We start from the raw sequence: 19778 nt of genomic DNA, 5'->3' as shown, positions 1-19778 counted from the left end.
GTTTACTCAGTAAAATAACTGCCCCATTCCTGCTCAATGTTTTTCGGCATCAGCTTGCTTAACCCCGCGCCAGGCGTAAACGTCAACTCACCGAAATACACCTTCTCACCGACCTGGTAGAAATCCACACGGACATAAGAGAACTGCTGCGCGGTCTGGCGAGCCAAACGTATCATTTCCTCCAGCCGTGTAGGACGCGGCATCGGTTCGTCTGCATTCGGCAAGTTGATACGAATTTCGGTGCGGTTCCAGTCGATATCAAAAATATCGCGCCGATGGGTGCCGAAACGCTGGTAATCCACCTGGATGAACATACGAATTTCATGATTGTCGTTGAAACAATGAAACTTGATATCGTTCGGCACCTGTTCGCCATCCAGCAACAGGCGCTCCACCATGATGCAGGGTTCGATATCCAGATAATGCTTTTCGCGGCTCTGCTCATAAAAGTTGCTGCGCATCCACGCGTTGCTGAGATCGTACAACTCCGCGTAGCTAATCTGCTGCTTGTCGAACACCAAGCGGTTATAGCCGCTGCCGTGGTTGGCCTTCAGCACAAAGGCGTTAGGCAATTGCCTGAACATGTCGTAGCTAAGTTCAGTGCCATGCGCATACAGCTCCACCAGATACTCCTCGCCCCACAGGCCGGCGATAAATTCACGCACCTTGAACTTGTCCGACAAAGTGGTGTAGATGCTGCGCGGATAAATTTTGCGGCGCATGATCTTTTCGCTGAAGCCGGTCGGTTTTGACAGGTGCGGCAGCTTCTTGAAATAGAGCGCGTATTTAACCTGATGGTGCCAGGCATCGGGCAGGCGCTTGGAAATATTTTTAACCAGGATGTTTAACATGCTCTCTCCTTAATTTGCTGACAAGACGCGGCAGGCAGTAAAAACAGGTCAGCTGCAGTCGGGTAATTTTTCCGCCACGGAATAAACTGTTCAGCACGAAGAACGAAATGAACTCCGCCAACAGCGTAGATACCGCCGCACCGATCAGGCCGTAGCGCGGGATCAGCAGCAGATTCATCACCACGTTCGCCACCGCCACCAACGGCATCTTGATGGCGATAAAACGATAGCCGGCGAACAGCACGATGCTGCGGTACGAAACCGTCCCCATTACCGAGAACAGCGAGGTCAGCGTGCAAATAGCCAGGATATTGGCGGCCGGTTGGAAAGCGGCGCCGTACAGCAGCGCAATCGCTGGGTGGGCGAACCACCATAGGCCCAGCAACACCGGCAACGACAGGCCCAAGACCACCAGATAAAGCACCCGAATACGGTACTCCTGCTCCAACGGATCGCGACAGCTGGCAATGCCCGGCATCAACGAAGTGATCAGCGCCATCGGCACGAAAACCCAGCCTTGGCTGAGGGTGGTGGCGGCACTGAACCAGCCTACCGCCTGCTCGCCGACCAGATTGCCCAGCATGATTTGATCGATGCGGGTATAGATCACTATCGACAGGCTGGAGATGGCCAACGGCAGGCCCACCTTTAGCAAATAACGGCCATAGCGCCTGGCCTGGCGCGGCGTAACCCGCGGCGAGGCCGCCGCTTCCGCACGGAATAACCAGAGGCGCGCCAGGTAAGGTACGGCGCTGCTGAGGATGTAGGGTACCGCGAACCACACCAGCGGCAGCGCCGCGCTCACCAGCGCCAGCCGCAGCCCGATCGACAGCAGCAGCGCCAGGTTGTTGATCAGCGTATTGCGTTTCGACTGCAGGCGGGCATCGTAATAAATTTTGTACACGTCCTGAATCGAGAAATAGGCGCTGATAAGCAGCAACAGCGTCATCAGTTGGCTGGCGGGCGATTGGCTGAAATAGCTCCATATCAGCATCGGCAGCGCCACCACCAGGAACAGCCAACGACGCAGGCGTATTGACGCCAGCATCAGGCGAATGCCGCTCGGCTGTCGGCGGGCGACGCGGTTGAAAATGATGCTGTCGGCGCCCAACTGCACCAGTGGCACTACGATGGCGATCGTCGCCAACAGATAGTTGAGGGTGCCAAACTGCGCGGGCCCCAGATAGCGCGCAACGTAAATGGAGACGAAGATGCCGGACAGGCTGAGCGAAACGCGTTCAAGCATCAGCCACAGGGCATTGGTGATAATGGCCTTCACCCGCTTATTCCCCTGCCTGCGGGTGATCTTCCCGATGGCTTGGGTAGGCGAAGTTGTAATAGCTCATGTCGGTTGCCGCCTTCTTCACCACCCCGTTGAGGATCACGCCCTTGATCGCCACGCCATTCTGTTCGAAACGACGCATGCTGGTTTCGATCTGCTTGACGGTATTCACCTCAAAGCGCACCACCAGCAGTGAGGTACCCGCGTGATTGCCGACGATCGCCGCGTCCGTCACCGCCAGAATCGGCGGCGTGTCGATCAGCACCAGATCGTAGTTCTGCCCGGCCCAGCGCAGGAAGTCGGCGAATCGGCGGTGCATCAGCAGTTCGGACGGGTTCGGCGGCACCTGACCGCGCGGCACGAAGTCCAGATTGGCGATGGCGGTTTTCCGCACCGCCTGTTCCGCCATCACGTTGCCCACCAGCATGTCGGACAGCCCCTGATGCCCATCATCCGCCAGCCAGCGGTGCAGGAAGCCTTTGCGCATATCGGCGTCGATCAACAGCACCCGCTGCCCGGCCTGCGCCACCACCACCGCCAGGTTGGTGCTGGTAAAGCTCTTGCCGCTTTCCGGGCTGGCGCCGGAGACCATCAGAATGTTGTTCTTGGCCTCCATCATGGCGAAATGCAGGCTGGTGCGCAGGCTGCGGATCGCTTCCACCGACAGGTCCGTCGGTTCGGCCACCGCCAGGATCGGCAAGCGCCGCCCCCCGGACCTTGGCAGCAGCTGACGTTGCTCGCGGTTGCGCTTCACCTGCCACGGCGACAGCGGCACGGTGGCGTAGACGTTGATGCCCCGCTTCTCCAGGGTATCGATGTCATTGATGCCGCGATGGAAGGCCGCACGCAGCAGCACTACGATGGCGCCGCCCCCGGCGCCAAGCAGCAGCGCCAACAATACGATCAGCATCTTTTGCGGCTTAATCGGCCGCAGCGCGGTTTCCGCTTCGTCGATGATGCGCACATTGCCCACCGTGCCGGCCTTGCTGATGCTCAGTTCCTGCTGCTTGTTCATCAGCTGCATGTAAACCTGCTGATCCACCTGCACGTCGCGGGTAAGACGCAGGATCTCCTGCTGCATTTTCGGCAACGTCTGCACCTGTTTACCCAGCCGTGCCTTTTCCGCCTCCAGCGTGGCGCGCTTCTCCAGCAGCGCCCGGTAAGCCGGGTGCGCGCGGGTGTAGAGTTTGGAGATTTCCGCTTCCTTGAAGGTCAGCTCGTTGAGCTGGGCCTCGAGCTGCACTTGAGTATCCAGCACCGATTTGGCTTCAAGCGACAGATCCACCGAGTCATTTTGCTGGCGGAACTGATTAAGTTGGGTTTCGGCGTTGTTCAACGAGGTTTGCGTTTGCGGCAGCTGCTCTTGCAGGAACGCCAGCATTCGCTGAGCTTCTTCCGTTTTGCGGTCCACGTTCTGCTGCAGGTAGTTGTCGGTGATGTTCTTCAGCATTGCCTCGGCGCTCTGCGGATCTTCGCTCGGCAGCGTAAAGGTCATGATGCCGCTGTCCTTGCCACTCGGCACCACGTCCAGGTATTTACGCAGATCGTCCACCGCTTCTTGACGCGCGACTTTGACCACGGTAAAGCTGGCGCCCGGCGAAGCGTCCAGCGCCGAGACGGTCATGTTCCAACCGCCTTGCGCCACCGGCTGCCCGACCACGCCGCTGAACAGTTTGCTGCCGTCATAACTCAGCTCGTAATGCTGCCCATCGCGCACCGTCAGCGTCAGCGCTTCGCCCTCCATGTCCGCCGGCGTCGTCAGCGTGGCAATACTCAGCACCGGCGTCTTTTCACCGCTCAAGCGGGCAAAGCCTTTGCCGAACACCGGGAAATAGTCCGGGCTGACGCGCACCGTCAGACCGAGGGTGTCCACCGTTTTTCCCAGCACGTAGCGCGACTTAGCCAGCGTCACCTCATCCTGTGTCGCCGAATTTTGCCCCATCATTGAACTGTCCAACGTTTCACGCAGCAGCGAATCGCCGGACAGCTGCTTCTCCACCTGCACCACCGCCGTAGCCTGGTACACCGGGGTGGCCAACAGGGCGTAGGCGACGCCCAACATGCCTGCCACGCCGGTCACGACGGCGATCCGCCAGCGGTTATCCCACAGCGGCCCAATCAGGCGTTCCCACTCCAGCTTTTCGTCTTGTTCGGCCACCATCACGGACAGCGCATTATTTTTCATCTTCTGTTCCTTATTCACCCTGCGGAGTTACCAGTTGCGCACGCGCAAGGTCGCCTCGCTGAGATCGTTAAAGCTGCTGATGGTCGGCACCAGCTGGCTGATCAAACGGTTCCAGCGCGCGACCGGCGCCGCAGTGACGTACACGACGTCGTAAGGTTGCAGCTGAAATTCAGCGCCCATCGCCAGCGCGCTGGCGTCGGAGAGATCGAACTGATACAGCGTCGCCAGTCGCTGCGGTGTTTTACCGCCGCTCGGCCGGATCACGAACACCCCGGTCGCATCCGCCACCGTCTGGCTGATCCCTTCGGAAGATCCGAGGGCCTCGGTCAGGGTCATGCCGCTGCGATCCATCTTCAGCGTCGCTTGCTTGCCCACCTCGCCCATCACGAACACTTTCAATTCGTCATTGCGCGGGATGTAGAGGATGTCGCCCGGCTGCAGCAGCGCGTTCTGGCTGATGTCGCCGCGCTGCATCAGCGCCTGCAGCGAGATAGCCCGCTCTTTGCCCTGATGGGTCAGCACGACGTTGCGCCAATCGGCGTTGTCCGTCAGGCCGCCGGCGGCGTTAATCGCATCCAGAATGGTCAACGGCACGTTGGTGATCGCCTGTTGGCCGGAGGTTTTCACTTCGCCGGTCACGTAAGCCTTCTGCGAACGGAAAGCGGCAATACTGACGTCTACCTGAGGGCTTTCCACATACTGCGCCAGACGGCCGGCGATCAGGCTGCGCACTTCGGTGACGGTCTTGCCCACCACCGCCACTCGCCCGATATAGGGATAAAAAATCGTGCCATCCGCATGCACCCAGTTGCCGGTGTCGCTGGCGCTGCGGTATTGCCCGGCCGGCGTGGTCAACTCGGGGTGATCCCAGACGGTGACGTTCAACACGTCGCCGACGCCGATGCGGTATTGATAGCTCTGCAATCGCTGATCCAGCGCCGGGTTCGGCCGGGCGACCGGTTCTACGCGCCGCATTTTCTGCAGCAGCATCGGCGACATGCGATAAACCTGTACCTGGTCATTCAAATCGAAATCGTCGTCCTGTTGCACGACGATGGCTTTTCCGCTGGTCGGTAAATGTGAACCGGGAACCACCGTACATCCACTCAACAGCGCGGAGGTGAAGGCCAATGGCATCAAAAGAGGCAAATGAAAATTCATGGAAGTACCGTGATAAACGGGCTGCTGCCGCAGCCCGTGAGGGGATTAACGGCCGACGGTCGGATTATCGCTGAACACCGTCGCCTGACGCGGTTCGCGCAACATGACGAAATAACCGCAAAAACAGAACAGAAACGCCACCAACATTTGGCTTTCCTGCAGCTGCAACACTTCACTGCAAATGCCAATGCAGGCCAACGTCACCGCCAGCATGGTGCTCATCGCCAGCGCCTGACGCGCATTGAGCCCACGACGCATCAGAATATGGTGCAAATGATCGCGGCCCGCTTTGAAGGGGCTTTGGCGACGCAACAGGCGACGCACCATCACAGTCACCATGTCCATCAGAGGAATGGCGATCAGCCACAGCGCGGTGACCGGACGCATTACCGCCTGTGGCCCCTGCGTCGCCAGCAACACCAGCCACAGCACGCTGAAGCCGATCACCATGCTGCCGGCGTCCCCCATAAAGATCTTGTTGCGCGCGCCGAACAGGCTCAGGTTGAACAACAGATAGGCCGCCAGCGCGACGATCAGGCCCAGGCACCACAGCGCCAGATCTTCCCTGCCGCCCAATCCGAACACGATAGCCAACGCGACGAAGGTCACGCAGGACAAGGCGCCCAGTTGCCCATCGATGCCATCCACCATGTTGTAGGCGTTGATCGCTCCCCATACCGCCAGCGGCGTGAGCAGCAACGCGCCATAACCGAGCATCACTTCCTGATGCCCCCAAACATAGCCCAATGAGGAAAGCTGCATCCCTGCCGCCAGCATCATCGCCAGCGCGATCCCTCCCTGCACCATGACGCGTGGCGCCACGGGCAGATCAAAGCGGTCATCCAGCACGCCCAACACCACCAGCGCCGTAATGCACAGCAGATAGACGGTGCTGTCAGGCAGCCAGGCGGGTTGCCACAGCGTCATCAGCATCAGCGTCAGGTACACGGCGATACCGCCGACCAGCGGAATGTGTCCCAGATGTTGCTTACGCGCATTGGGCTTATCCACTAATCCCACCGTTAAGGCGGCCCGGCGGGCAATAAGGACCCACGCTACCGCCAGCACAAATATCACGCTCAGTTGATATAACATCGTTCCTCCAGCGAATAAGCACGCTACCGCCCTTGAGTTACAGCTCCCAATGCGCTATTAACAAAAACAAAATTGATCCTGCCAGGATATAAGTCAGCATGAATTAATCCTGAAAAATACAGATTTATCCGCTTGTCGGCGGAAATAAGTAAATAACGTCAGCGTGCGGTTAAGTTATCTATCAGAAAACTCATGTTTAATGGTTCTTTCGATTGCCGAATCAAGTTCAACCGGCGCCACGAAATTATTTTGCACATTACTTTTAAATTGCGTTCTGGCGCAGAATTTCTGCACTCTGACGCGACTGATTGGGAATTTTTTACGACTTATTTTACTCACGACATCCAAGGCGGTCGCCCCGCATATTCCCACCACATAAGGAATGCGAATCGTCTTATTTTCTCTGCCCAGCGAGGAGGAAATAACGTCGACCAATTGATTCATCGTAAAGTCCGGTTTATCGACGTAGTTGCTGACCTGATAACTTGACTGCTGGTCCAACGCATGCTCCAGCCGCGCGGCAATATTTTCAACGTAAGCCATCGACTTCATATTATTGCCACTGCCAATCATCACGAATCGGCCGCTGGCGATCTGGCGGAACAGGTTATACACATTGCCGCGGTTGCCTTCACCGAATACCACCGTCGGGCGAATGATGGTCAATTTGTTGGCGCTATCCGCCTTGCGCCACGCTTCATAAACGTATTCCGCTTCGAGCTTGGATTTGCCGTAATGATTGAAAGGATCGAAACGCCCTCCTTCATCGGTTTCCTGCTCGACGAACCCATAAACGGCAACCGAGGAAGTGAAAATGACTTGGTGGATATTCAACGCGAAGGCGGTCATGCAGACATGCCGTGCACCTTCTACATTGACCTGATAATAGAGCGAAATGGGATCGACGTTGTCCTGATGTTCCGCCGCCAGATTAATGATGGCGTCGCAGCCCGCCAGCGGCTCTTGCAGGGTCTCGGGTTGCGTCACGTCGCCATACTGATAGAGCGCCGGAAAATGTGCGCTAGGTTGTTTATCAACGATGACCAACGTCAGATCATCGCGCACACTGAGACGTTTCGCCAGGCGTGTTCCGATAAAACCGGAACCCCCGATAATAGCTACTTTACGCTTATCCATAATTTGTCACTCAGCAGGTTCTCATTATTCCTGTCACCTCGATGGAAACAGGACGCTAATATGCGTTAGGTAATGAGTTCCAGACTGGACAAATCGAACCCGGCTTTCAAATAACAAATAATGAAATAAAATATTTCATCAAATGTAAAATTATCGCTAAAGATAAAACCTCATTTAGCACTAATTTTTAACATCGTAAGCAACTTGATATTGCAAGGTTTTATTCGGCAATATGAGATTAATCCGACCTTTACCCGGCGTAGAAGAGGTCTCATATTTTACCGGTAATTTAAGCTGCCCCTGCTTAGGGTCGACACATTCGATGGTCGCCTGCTCCATGCTCTCCCCCTGGTACAGGCAGAACAGGGTTTGTGGGCTGTTGGTATGGGGGTTATTCAACGTCAGCGTCAACACGACGCGCGTATTGTTCTGAATATCATTGATCACCGGCGGGCGAGTTTGGTTGCCGAGCACATATGAAAAATGTGAAATAACCAGCAAAGAAGCAAATGCCGTCAGGTATTTCACTACGCGACTGGCGGGCATGCTGAAAAATCGGCGCACCGTCGCCGACTTTTTATCACGAGTGGGTTCCTGGGAGGGTTCTACCGTTGCAACAGGCGCTGCAACAAGCGTCGTTTTACGCGGCTTATCTATTTTTTCATCGTGTGCCTCAGGGGACTCACTTTCACTTTCAGAAAGTTCCGCTTGAATATTAACACCAATATCCTCACCGCTATTTAATATATCATCATCAGCGTAGTCTTCATCCTCGGATATAAAGTGAAAAGCCGCTTGATTTTCCACCTTGTAACCCAGCCGAGGAATGGTTCTGATAAGCGTATGTTCCGAGTCGCTGATTTTTTGGCGAATAGATTTAATTGTTTGATTTATCGTTGAATCTGAGCAGTAAGTTCCTTTCCAGATATTTTCTATAATTTCCGTTCGGGTTACCAGTTCTGGTGATCTGGCGACAAGCAGCGAAAGAATTTGATACTCCTTCCAACGCAGACGAAATTTCTCCCCGGCAGGAGTCAGAACATCGAGATTCCTAATCTTTATTCTTCTATCAAGATTCACTTTTAATTTCCTTAGCGTGCCTGTCCTGCACACTTTGTATAGAAATATCAAAAAATGTTCAAGAAATTAAATGTAAACTCAACAGGTTGCATTCATCGGATATTGGCCTTTATAAAAATTTTCTGATTTCATTTTTTACATTAGGCCTTATTAAGGATGTTCCGTTTATCCAAATGACTCTTTTTCCCTGTTGGCAACATGGATTTCCTTCATGACTACCGTAAAGTTCAAATGATCACCTCATTGATTTAAAAAGAAAAAAATAACAACCCTGTTCAGTTGTTAACCGAATGAAATTGTGAAATTTCATTCTTCTCCGTGAGTTCATTGTGTTTTTCCACCTAATCGGATTGTCAGATAGACTACAAAAAGCCGGAAAAAACAGAATGAGAGTTATCTGATTTAACCCTGTCACACATTCCACACGGCGCGTGCAGCATCTAAGACAAAACCCTATTGCTGATTTTATAACAATCGCACTAATTATGCCTTACCCTCCCAGAAATTTCATTTAACCTGCGGGAAAGACATTAATCTTTTAATGTAAGAATACTCTCAACAAAACGAAAAAACCGTGCAAATAATATAATACGCTTGGGAGAAGACATTCCCATATTGAGAGATATAACTATAAAAAAAGAAAAAAACGGCAAGCGGAGATGAGAATTTTACCTAAAGGCAGAAAATTTCACTGAGAGAGCGTGGAGAGATGACTCGGAATGAGCGAAATATCCCTCCCCTGTCGGGAGGGATTGAGAAAATCGTTTGATACTCAGGCCTTTTTCTTGCGGCCATACACCACCCAAGTGATGACCACACACAAGATATAGAACACCAGGAATACTTTCATTGCCCCCGCCGGGGAACCGGTCAGCGCCAGCGAAGTGCCGAATGCCTGGGGAATGAAGAAGCCGCCTGCGGCACCGATCGCCGAGATAAAACCCAATGCGGCGGCGGAGTCCGTCACCGCTTCACGCTGCGCGCTCTCGTCGCTGCCGCCGGCCGCTTTCACGCGATCGACAGTGATTTTACGGAAAATGACGGCGATCATTTGGAAAGTCGACCCGCTGCCCAGCCCCGCCGTGAGAAACAGCACCATAAAGATACCGTAGAAGGCGATGAACGAACCGCCCTCACCCGCCATCGGCAAGGTCAGGAACAACAGCGCGGCGAACACGGCCATCACTACAAAGTTGATCAACGTCACCCGCACGCCGCCGAAACGGTCAGACAGCGCGCCGCCGACTGGCCGTGCCAGCGCACCGAGGAATGGCCCGAAGAAGGCGTAATGCAGGATCACTACGTCCGGAAATTGCGTCTTCGACAGCATGGCGAAACCGGCGGAGAAACCGATGAAAGAACCAAAGGTCGCGAGGTACAGCAAACTCAGCATCCATAAATGCCCACGCTTGAGCACCGGCAGTTGCTGGCGCAGCGATGCCTTGGCCGCGGCCAGATCGTTCATGCCGAACCAGGCCGCCAGGGTGGCAACCAGCAGGAACGGTACCCAGATCCAGGCGGCGTTTTCCAGCCACAGCTGCCCCCCCTCTGCCTGATTTTGCGCCGTGCCGCCAAACAGGCCAAACAGGCTGAAAGAAATCGCCAGCGGCGCGACCAGTTGCATGACGCTGACGCCCAGATTTCCCAGACCGCCGTTGAGCCCCAACGCACCGCCCTGACGCGCTTTCGGGAAGAAGAAGCTGATATTGGCCATGCTGGAGGCAAAGTTCGCCCCGGCGAAACCGCACAGCAGGGAAATAATGACGAACACGCTGTACGGCGTGCTGCTGTCCTGCACCGCGAACCCCAGCCACAGGCACGGCACCAGCAGGAAGCAGGTGCTGATGGCGGTCCAGCGACGGCCACCAAACAGCGGGATCACGAAGGAATACGGCACGCGTAAAATAGCGCCCGAGACCGACGGCAGCGCGGTCAACAGGAACAGTTGGTCGGTGGTGAAGTTGAAACCGACCTTGTTCAGGTTGACCGCAACGGCGCTGAACAGCATCCAGACGCAGAAGGCCAGCAGCAGGCAGGGAATGGAAATCCACAGGTTGCGGGTGGCGATGCGATGGCCACGCTGCTGCCAAAAGGCGCTGTCTTCAGGACGCCAGTCCTGAATCAGCGCACCGGTTTTCTTTGATGAAGGCGTTGCAAGTTGCGACATAAAAACCTCAGACACGGGGGATCATTCCGCACACCCTAGGGGGCGGCCCCGGCGGCAAAGTTGATGTATATCAACCCGAATGCAAGTAGTTGGCGGCACAAATAGCGCCTTCATCCCCTTAGGGGTACACCCCGAATAAAAATTAAATCACTTTTAATCAATGCATTAGAAAGCATCACTCCGTCATTTTTACCGCTTCACCGTCCTGCTGGAAACTAATGGGTACTTCATTCGAGGTATGGGGTTATGCTCAGGGATAATCAAAAATACGGCTGAATCGTTACTTATTTACCTCGTCGCCGCCTTCGCCCCTGAGCTTCAGCGGTGCCAAATGCCAGGAACCCGCGCTTATGAAACGCCTGTTGACCCCGCTTTCGATCGTGAATCAGGTCGCCCTGCTGATGTTGCTGTCGGGCATTCTGGGCGTGGCCGGCATGGGGATTTCCGCCTGGATGTCGCAAAGCATTCAGGGCAACGCGCATGCCATCAACAAAGCCGGCTCGCTGCGTATGCAAAGCTACCGACTGCTGGCGCAGGTACCGCTGGATGAACGGCATGAAACGTTGATCCGCGAACTGGAGCGCGACGAAAACAGCCCCGATCTGCAGCGTTCGGTGGAGCAGGAAGGGTTGACCCAACCGTTCGACGCCTTGCGTGATTACTGGCAACAGACTCTGCAACCTCGCCTGCGCAGCGCGCAGCGCCCGGCCGATGCCGCCCCGCAGGTGGCGCACTTCGTGCAGCTGCTGGACAAGCTGGTCTCGGATATCGACAGGCAAACCGAGCGCCGCCTGCTGATGGTGACGCTGGTGCAGGCCGGCTTCATCGCGCTGACCCTGCTGCTGTTGATCGGCACCACCTGCTACCTGCGGCGCCGGTTGCTGCATCCGTGGCGGCAACTGGTGGAGATGGCCTTGGCGGTAGGCCGCGGCGATTTTAGCCGCCGCTATGCACAACGCGGCCACCAGGATGAAATGGCGTCGCTTGGCGGCGCATTGAACACCATGTCCGATGAGCTGTCGGCGACCTACAGTGGGCTGGAGCAGCGCGTGGCCGAGAAGACCGCCGACCTGCAGCAGAAAAATCAGGTGCTGAGCTTCCTCTACCGCGCCAGCCGCCAGCTGCACGCCAGCGAGCCGTTGTGCAGCCGCCTGACGCCGCTGCTCAACCAACTGCAAACCCTGACGCCGTTGCGCGCCATTCAGGTGCGGCTGTATGAAAACGACAGCCGGGAACCGCTGCTGCAGCTGAGCGGCAACCAACCGCTAAGGCCGGAGCATTGCCATAACCCGGTGTGCAGCGCCTGCCTGAACGACAGCCACCGCCAGCATCCCGACAATCCGTCGCTGAGCTGGAGCCTGAGCGACAAGCTCGGCGACTACGGCGTGATCGTGGCACAGCATGCGCCGCAGCAACCGCTGAACGATGAACATCGCCAACTGATCAATACCCTGGTGGAACAGCTGACCAGCGTGCTGGCCATCGAGCGTCAGGTCGACCACCAACAGCAGCTGATGCTGATGGAGGAGCGGGCGGCGATCGCCCGCGAGCTGCACGACTCCATCGCCCAATCGCTCTCCTGCCTGAAAATGCAGATCGCCTGTCTGCAGATGCAGGGCGAAACGCTCTCTTCGGCCAGCCAGGCGCTGGTGCAACAGATGCGTGAAGAGCTGAACGGCGCCTATCGCCAGCTGCGCGAGTTATTGACCACCTTCCGCCTGCAGCTGACCGAACCGGGCCTGCTGGCGGCGCTGCAATCGACGGTGGCGGAGTTCAATCCCAAGCTGGGCCTGACCATCAGCCTCGATTACCAGCTGGGGCCACGCACGGTTCCGGCCTATCAGGCCATTCACCTGCTGCAGATCGCCCGCGAGGCGCTCAGCAACATCCTTAAGCATGCCGCCGCCAGTGAGGTGAGCATTCAGGTCATCAATAAACGGGGCGAAGTGACCCTAAGCGTCTGCGACAACGGACGCGGCCTGCCGGCCGAGACGTCTCGCCCCGACCATTACGGCTTGATCATCATGCGCGATCGCGCCAAGAGCCTGCACGGCCGCTGCGACATTTTACCGCGCAGCGGCGGCGGCACTGAGGTGCGGGTCAGCTTCACGCCAGATAACCACGCCATCGACTAACGGAGACACCATGACGACAGAAACCGCCGCCACCATCTTACTGATCGACGACCACCCGATGCTGCGCAACGGCGTAAAACAGCTGATTGGCATGGACGCTCGTCTGCAGGTCATTGCCGAAGCCAGCAACGGTGAACAAGGGGTCACGCTGGCGGAGCAGCACGATCCGGATCTGATCCTGCTCGACCTGAACATGCCCGGCATCAACGGGCTGGAAACGCTGGATCGTCTGCGCCAAACCGACCTGTCAGGGCGCATCGTGGTGTTCAGCGTGTCCAACCATGAAGATGACGTCGTCAGCGCGCTCAAACGCGGCGCCGACGGCTATCTGTTGAAAGACATGGAGCCGGAGGATCTGCTGAAGGCGCTGCATCAGGCGGCAGCCGGGCAGATGGTACTGAGCGAAGCGCTGACGCCGATCCTCGCCGCCAGCCTGCGGGAAAACCGCCCCAGCGCCGATCGTGATATTCAGCAACTAACGCCGCGGGAACGAGATATCCTGAAGCTGATCGCCCAAGGGCTGCCAAACAAGCTGATCGCCCGTCGCCTGACCATCACTGAAAGCACCGTCAAGGTACACGTCAAACACCTGCTGAAAAAGATGAAGCTAAAATCCCGCGTTGAGGCCGCCGTATGGGTGCTGCAGGGCAAAAACGGTTAATCGCCGCCGTACAGCGGCCCGGTTTGCGCCGGGATCGGCGGTGGCGTCAGGGTTTTGATCGGCGGCAGGCCCGCGTCATCGCCGGCGGTTGCCGTCAGCGGCGGCGCCACTTTCAGCTCTATCCAGTTGGACGTCACGCGCTGCTGTTTATCATCCTCCAGCGTGACCGATAGGCGGTAGCTGTTGGCGGCGCCCGGCGCGTCGTCCCACGGCGGCACGATCGCTGTCCAGCCCTGCGGATCGTTGGCGTTGTGCGGCGGCGTCAGGCTCAGCGCCTGCGTATCCCCCTGCCAACTGACGTGAGTGATGCCGTTCAGCGCCTTGATTTCCAGCACCAGCGGCACGGTTTCCCCCGCCTGCAGGCTCCAGGGCGGCGTAGCCAGGAACACCTGCAGCGACTTGCGCTGACGGAACTCCAGCACCGGCACGTTCTTGCGTTCGATAGGATCGTAGCGGCTGCCGCGCAGCGACTTGGCCTGCGCCACATACTCCGGCGAAATCTGCTTCACCAGCGGTACCCCGAGCCGATAGCTCAGCGCCAGTTCGACCTGATCCTGGCTCTGCCCGCCCGCGCCAATCTTATGCAGTGCCTTCATCGTCACCAGCGGCACCGGAGTGTAATTGAGCCCCAGCTGCATCGCGCGCGGATCGTTTTGTTTTTTGCCGCTGCCGAACAGATCGACATTATCGCCCAGATACTGCTCATAACTGAGCGAACCGCCGATCTGGCGATAAAACGGCAGATAACCTTGCGTCGTGATGTCGTAACCGCGCGCCGGACGGCTGAAAAATACCCCATCGCCGGGCTGTTGCGACAACGCCGACAGCGGGTAGTAATAGTTGGTGGAGAAACGCAGATAATCCCCCCAGGCTTCCGCACCGACGCTGCCTCTATTGCGCTGCCGAGCAAAATCGCTGTCGAGCGCCGTGTTGTACCCCAGCAGCCAGTCGCCGGCGATCCAGCGTTGCCCCAGCGCGAAATTGCCAAGCGCCCCGGCGCTTTGCTGCAGCCAGCCGATCTGGCTGTAGGTCAACAATCCGTCGACGTCGTACAGCGGGCTGAATAACTGCCCGTTGCTGCCGGTAAAGTCCCCCTCGCCGCTCATCTTCAGCGATAGCCTGGCGGTACCCAACGGCGACAACAGCTCCTGCGCCTGTTGCTGCAGCGCACCGGTCGCCTGGCCCAGCAAATAATCTTCGGCGCGGCTGCGCATCTGTTGACGTGAAACGTTGTTCAACTCTTTTTCGCCGAGTTGCTTGGCCATCTCGGCCCACTGCTTCTCGCGCGCGGCATCGTCGGGCGCACCGCCCAACTCCGGCAAATTCGCGGCCGGGTCCGCGGCGGCCTGTTCAGAAGAGATGACGCTGTCCGGCGCCGGCGGGGATTCGGCGCACGCGGCCGCTGCGCCGGCCAGCCACACCAGTGGCCCGGCCAGCCACGCCGTCTGGCGTCGGCGCCAGAATCGTTTTTTGGTCTTGATAAGTATTGCCTGAATCACGTCTTTCATGACACCGTTGGCCTCCCTCCCTCCTGGAGCATGCCAACCCACTGCTTTGCTGCCGCCTTTCCCACGGCAGATCTGAAAAACCTTACGTCCCGGCCTGGCGGGGACGCCTCTCTCTTAAAGCCTAACGGCTTGACGAGCAGAAACAATAGGATAAACCCCAATCGCTCTTCAGTGACAGCGTCACTTGCACCATTTACCGATCCATTCCCGCCGCCAAATGAATTCACCGCATTTTAGCGTCGATTTTGCCGATAAAAAGCACAGCACACCACTGCTGAGCGCCACCGCGCAAGGCATTGTATCACTCTGCAATACGTAAAGTGGCGATGCGTACGACTGCGCATTCCTCACAATCCACCGCATTTCACCCCGATGAAATATGCATTTTGCCGTTATTTTAAACATCTGTTTCACGAATGGCGGAGCCTTGATGTTTATTTCCTCACTGTGGCACGCGCTGTTTTTCACCGCGCTGCTGTCGGCGGGTCTGGTCGCCTTCGCGCTCATCACCCGCTTGGAGCGAACGGCGGCCGTGCGCGCCAGCCCGCCGAGATTGCGCCGCCGCAGCCTGCTGCTAACGGCCCTGGGTTTGGCGTTGACGGCGTTGCCCTTCGACCTGCCGGCAGCACACCGGCTGTGGTTACCGCCGGCCGCGGCACTGCTGATCGCCCTGGCCTGGCTAGACGGACGTCACCGGTGGCTGCCGGACCGGCTAACCCAGCCGCTGCTGTGGGGCGGGCTGCTGTGCAATCTTGACGCTCGCTGGGCAACGCTTGACGACGCGGTTCTCGGCGCCGTGGCCGGTTACGGGGCATTGTGGCTGCTCAACGCGCTTTATCGGCAGGTGCGGCGGCGTAACGGCATCGGACAGGGCGATTTCAAACTGTTGGCCGCGCTGGGCGCCTGGCTCGGTTGGACAATATTGCCGCTGCTGGTCTGCCTGGCGGCAATGTTCGGATTAGGCATGGCATTGGCGCGCGGCCGACGCAACCGTCGCGCCTGGCGAACGCCGCAGCCTTTCGGCATCGCCTTGGCGGCCGCCGGCTGGTTGCTGCTCTTGATGGACGCCGGCCAGAACGCGCCGGCGTTATTCGGTTAATTCTTCAGTGTCTCGATCAGCCGATTGAGCAATCCGGCCACTTCCGCCGTGCTGGCCGTTGTCGGATTGGCCAGTGGTTGGATCACCGCGAGTCTGGTCGTGGATAACACCTCATCGCTGCGGATTTCCAACGCATCGGAGGGCGGCGTGCTCAACGAAACGCCGTCCGGCCGCCAGTAGCTGCCGCGTGTAGTCTGCACCTGATAACTGCCAAAACCGAAATCTTTCTCGACACGGTAATATATTTCGCAGCTCAACGGCCCAGTGCGCCGCAACATAAAGGCGCCTTTCGCGCTATAGCTGCCTTTATTGACGACAAAGGCGGTCGCCTGCGAGGTCAGATCGAACGTGATATATAAATCGCACGCCAGCACCTTGGTGCTTACGCCCTGTTGAAGAGTAATGCGCGTTGTAGGTTGCCGATCCGGCGCAGTCAGGGTGCCTAAAAAAGTCCACGATGGCTGTTTCGATATATTGCGCGGCAAATGGTTGCTGGAGGCGGAAGGGGTAATACCCCGCTCGCCCAGACTGTACATCGCTTCAACCCCGCTTAAAAACGACGTCACATCGACGGTGCTTTTGCCGGCCACTGGGACGCCGCCGTTGTATACGTTACTGAAGGTTACCTCGGTATTGTTGCTGCAGGCGGCGATCGCCACCGGGAAAGGCGTCTTAGAACCGCTGTAAAGAGTCAACTGACCGATATCCCAACGAGATTCGTTGATGAATCGGCACAACACGCCCCCGCTCTCCACATTCTGCGCGTCCTGGATATTGATATTGCCTATCGTGCCTTGGGCAAAGTTGGTGGACAGCACGCTGACATTGGCGGCGCGCTGCGTGTTGCGGTTCTCGCAACCCAACGAATTGATCGTGCCGTTAAAATCTTTGAAAGAGTAGATATCGCCGATGCAGTCATCCGCAGCCAACGAGCCGATAGTAGAGTAAAACCCTGAAATTCTGAACGCCGTACCCTTGGCGCGAGCGGCGTAGAGGCCGTCTATAAAATTGGTGGTGCCAGACTTGTCCATCCACAGCACCCCATCGCCCGGGCGATTGGCGTTTGCCTCCATCTGCACGTTCACCAGCCAGTTGATGAACATGTCGCCCGAGACAAACAGCGAATAACCGCCGACCTTGGTGTAAATGTCGCGAATATCAAACTTCGTCATATTGCGGTCGCTGAACCACACGCCGTGGGTGTCGTCTACGCCGGTATCATCCCGCAACGTCAAGCCGTGCAGCGTCAGATTGGCGAAGCCTTTTACCACGATCACCGCTTTCTTCGTTTCGCCCTGTTCGTTGGTGTAACTGCTGTCTGCCGTCTTGACAATTTTGGTCGCCCGCCCCAATCCGACCACCCGTAAACCGATGCCGCCGTAGATGTCCGTTGTCGTCTGAATGAGTACGTGTCCGGCGACCGTATACACCCGCTTCCCCAGGGACAACGTACCGCCGGCTTGCAGCGCCGCCGCCGCCGCTTTGTTGATCGCCGGCCCCCAGTTGCTTCCGTCGCTGTCCTGATAAAACTGTTCCGGCGTAACCACCTCACCGGTGGCAAGCAAGGTTGCTGCGCGCGCTGCTGAAGCCTTTTCGTTATTGTCCATAATCTCTCCTGACGTGATGTGTCCGCATCATTGCGGACGACCGCGGTGAAAGGCGTAAACAACGCCGCCTTTCGAAGCCAATCTATCACCGTCATATGAGCACGTTATGAAATTTCATTTTATTTCACCCTGACACAACATTTCACGATTCGTGGTGGCAACAGCAAACGATTTCACGCGCTGTCGGCCTATGGCGCGACAGAAAGCTCGGCCAGGCGCACGGCGTTGCCGTCACTTACTGACCCGATCCAGATACAACATGCTGTTGGCGATATCCAGCCGGGCACCTTCGACATTGTCCCGCAATGCCACCAGCGTTTGCCCCTGCAGCGCCACCACATAGGGCGAACTGGCCTGTAATTCCCGTTGCAACGTGACGTAGCGTGCGCTGCGCGCGGCGCTATTCCCTTCCGCAGCCGCGGCACGCGTTTCCGCGCTGATGGCGGGAATGCCCCACTGGGTGCGCCAGGCCAAGGTTTTCGGCCCGCCTGACACGTTGTAAGCAAAGGCACTGGCGTTGGTGTTCGGATCCAGGTAGTCGGCGCCCCAGTAGGTGAAGATCGCCTGAAAATCGCGGCCGCGCATCTTGCCCCACAGATCGCTTTCCACCACCGGATGAATATCCAACCGCAGTCCGGCCTGCGCAAAACTGGCCTGCAGCGCCTGCGCGATGTCGGTATACGGCGGTTGGTTGATGACGATAAGATCGATGCGCGTACCTTCAGCGATGCCGGCATCGCGCAGGATCTGTTTGGCTTTGTCTACGTCGAGCTTAAATGGCCGATCGTCGAGCGCGCCGTCCAATCCCTGCGGCAAGAAGGCCTGATGCACGCGATATTGCCCTTTCAGCAGCTGCTCGGCGATGCTCTGATAATCCACCAGCCAGCGCGCGGCCTGCCACAACGCCGGATTGCCCAGCGCCGGATTGTCTTTGCTGCCGGTGTTGAAACCGAGGTAATAGATCCGGGGCGCATCGGCCTGTTCGATGCGCACGCCCGGCGCGTTGCGCAGCGAGTCGAATTGGTCGGCGCCCAGATCGTAGGCCACGTCGGCATCCCCCTTCAGCAACAGCAAACGGCGGGTGCCGGCGTCGCTGACGTTCTTGAATAGCACCGTTTTCAACCTTGCCGGCGACGGCGCGTAATCGTTGCGGCCAAACAGCAGCGCCTCATGCGGCACATAGTTATTTACCCGATACGGGCCGCCGCCGGCGGAATGGCTGCGCAGCCAGGCGTTACCGTAGTCCCCCTGCTGCGCGTGCTCGTTCAGCAGCTTCTCATCCACGATCGAAGCCACGTTCGCCGTCAGCAGCCGCAGCGCCAGCTCGCTGCCGATGTTGGCGGGCCAAGTGAGTTGCACCTGGTTATCCCCCACCTTCTTCAGCTGCTGCTCAACGTTATCCGGCGTCCAGCCAAACTCACCGAGAATAAACGACGGCGCCTTGTTCAGCTTTACCGCACGCACCAGCGAGAAAATCACGTCTTCAGGCCGCAGCGGATTGCCGGAAGCAAAACGTTGCTGCGGTTTCAGGGTAAAGGTCAGGCTGTGGCCATCGGCGCCCGCCTGCCAACTGCCTGCGGCGTCCGGCGCCAGCTTTTGCGGCGCGGCGCGATCCGGCGCCACCAGGCGCTGATAGAGGTTGACCAGATTGGCCGAGCTGACGGTTTCAAAGCTCTCCGCCGGATCGAGGCTGATAATGCCCTCCAGCGAACTGACCACCACCAAGGTATCCTGCGGGGTGGCGGCCTGCGCACCGAAAGCGGCCGCCAGCGCGCCATACAACAAGGTTGGGATTAACCGTTTCATCGAT

14 protein-coding genes are annotated in these 19778 nt (G+C 57.6%); 3 read left to right on the top strand and 11 right to left on the bottom strand.

What is annotated here, in order from left to right:
* Nucleotides 1-2 precede the first annotated feature (2 nt).
* The 8 genes from N6G83_RS03505 to N6G83_RS03470 all read right to left on the bottom strand — a co-directional run bounded on the left by N6G83_RS03505 (nucleotide 3) and on the right by N6G83_RS03470 (nucleotide 10958).
* Complete coding sequence (locus N6G83_RS03505; RefSeq protein ID WP_025303208.1) at nucleotides 3-851, bottom strand: ATP-grasp fold amidoligase family protein; 849 nt, start codon at nucleotides 849-851, stop codon at nucleotides 3-5.
* On the bottom strand, nucleotides 832-2130 hold the full coding sequence (locus tag N6G83_RS03500) for a flippase (RefSeq protein ID WP_049204106.1): 1299 nt from the start codon (nucleotides 2128-2130) through the stop codon (nucleotides 832-834). Before N6G83_RS03500 ends, N6G83_RS03505 begins: the two co-directional genes overlap by 20 nt.
* Nucleotides 2131-2134: 4 nt before the next feature.
* Nucleotides 2135-4318 (bottom strand): polysaccharide biosynthesis tyrosine autokinase, encoded by a 2184-nt coding sequence (locus N6G83_RS03495; RefSeq protein ID WP_260514711.1) that lies wholly within the window; start codon nucleotides 4316-4318, stop codon nucleotides 2135-2137.
* A gap of 27 nt (nucleotides 4319-4345) precedes the next feature.
* Complete coding sequence (locus N6G83_RS03490) at nucleotides 4346-5479, bottom strand: polysaccharide export protein (protein WP_025303211.1); 1134 nt, start codon at nucleotides 5477-5479, stop codon at nucleotides 4346-4348.
* Nucleotides 5480-5524: 45 nt separating this feature from the next.
* A complete protein-coding gene (gene wecA / locus N6G83_RS03485) occupies nucleotides 5525-6574 on the bottom strand; it encodes a UDP-N-acetylglucosamine--undecaprenyl-phosphate N-acetylglucosaminephosphotransferase (RefSeq protein ID WP_025303212.1) in 1050 nt (349 codons plus the stop codon).
* Between the two features lie 174 nt (nucleotides 6575-6748).
* A complete protein-coding gene (locus N6G83_RS03480; RefSeq protein WP_260514710.1) occupies nucleotides 6749-7711 on the bottom strand; it encodes an NAD-dependent epimerase/dehydratase family protein in 963 nt (320 codons plus the stop codon).
* Between the two features lie 180 nt (nucleotides 7712-7891).
* Entirely contained in the window at nucleotides 7892-8791 is a 900-nt protein-coding gene (locus tag N6G83_RS03475; protein WP_060433321.1) for a transcriptional regulator, read from the bottom strand.
* Between the two features lie 772 nt (nucleotides 8792-9563).
* Nucleotides 9564-10958 (bottom strand): NarK family nitrate/nitrite MFS transporter, encoded by a 1395-nt coding sequence (locus N6G83_RS03470; RefSeq protein WP_049204107.1) that lies wholly within the window; start codon nucleotides 10956-10958, stop codon nucleotides 9564-9566.
* Nucleotides 10959-11308: 350 nt separating this feature from the next.
* On the opposite strand from N6G83_RS03470, the gene narX reads away from it, so the two are divergent.
* Both narX and narL read left to right on the top strand, forming a co-directional pair.
* The gene (gene narX, locus N6G83_RS03465; protein ID WP_260514708.1) at nucleotides 11309-13093 is read left to right on the top strand and encodes a nitrate/nitrite two-component system sensor histidine kinase NarX; all 1785 of its coding nucleotides are present in this window, start codon (nucleotides 11309-11311) and stop codon (nucleotides 13091-13093) included.
* A gap of 10 nt (nucleotides 13094-13103) precedes the next feature.
* On the top strand, nucleotides 13104-13754 hold the full coding sequence (gene narL, locus N6G83_RS03460; protein WP_025303216.1) for a two-component system response regulator NarL: 651 nt from the start codon (nucleotides 13104-13106) through the stop codon (nucleotides 13752-13754).
* Here the strand turns inward: narL and N6G83_RS03455 are convergent.
* Nucleotides 13751-15262 carry a YchO/YchP family invasin gene (locus N6G83_RS03455; protein ID WP_025303217.1) on the bottom strand — a complete coding sequence of 504 codons (1512 nt, stop codon included), beginning with the start codon at nucleotides 15260-15262 and terminating at the stop codon, nucleotides 13751-13753. The genes narL and N6G83_RS03455 overlap by 4 nt on opposite strands.
* Nucleotides 15263-15692: 430 nt before the next feature.
* Between N6G83_RS03455 and N6G83_RS03450 the strand changes: the two genes are divergently transcribed.
* Entirely contained in the window at nucleotides 15693-16361 is a 669-nt protein-coding gene (locus tag N6G83_RS03450; RefSeq protein ID WP_127146005.1) for a prepilin peptidase, read from the top strand.
* Here N6G83_RS03450 and N6G83_RS03445 read toward each other — a convergent pair.
* Together N6G83_RS03445 and N6G83_RS03440 are read right to left on the bottom strand one after the other, a co-directional pair.
* Entirely contained in the window at nucleotides 16358-17968 is a 1611-nt protein-coding gene (locus N6G83_RS03445) for a hypothetical protein (RefSeq protein WP_089195979.1), read from the bottom strand. The genes N6G83_RS03450 and N6G83_RS03445 overlap by 4 nt on opposite strands.
* A 231-nt stretch (nucleotides 17969-18199) precedes the next feature.
* Entirely contained in the window at nucleotides 18200-19774 is a 1575-nt protein-coding gene (locus N6G83_RS03440; RefSeq protein ID WP_025303220.1) for an ABC transporter substrate-binding protein, read from the bottom strand.
* Between the last annotated feature and the right edge of the window lie 4 nt (nucleotides 19775-19778).

Source organism: Serratia sp. PL7, from assembly GCF_945957435.1.
This window is presented reverse-complemented; position numbering and strand designations above follow the sequence as displayed.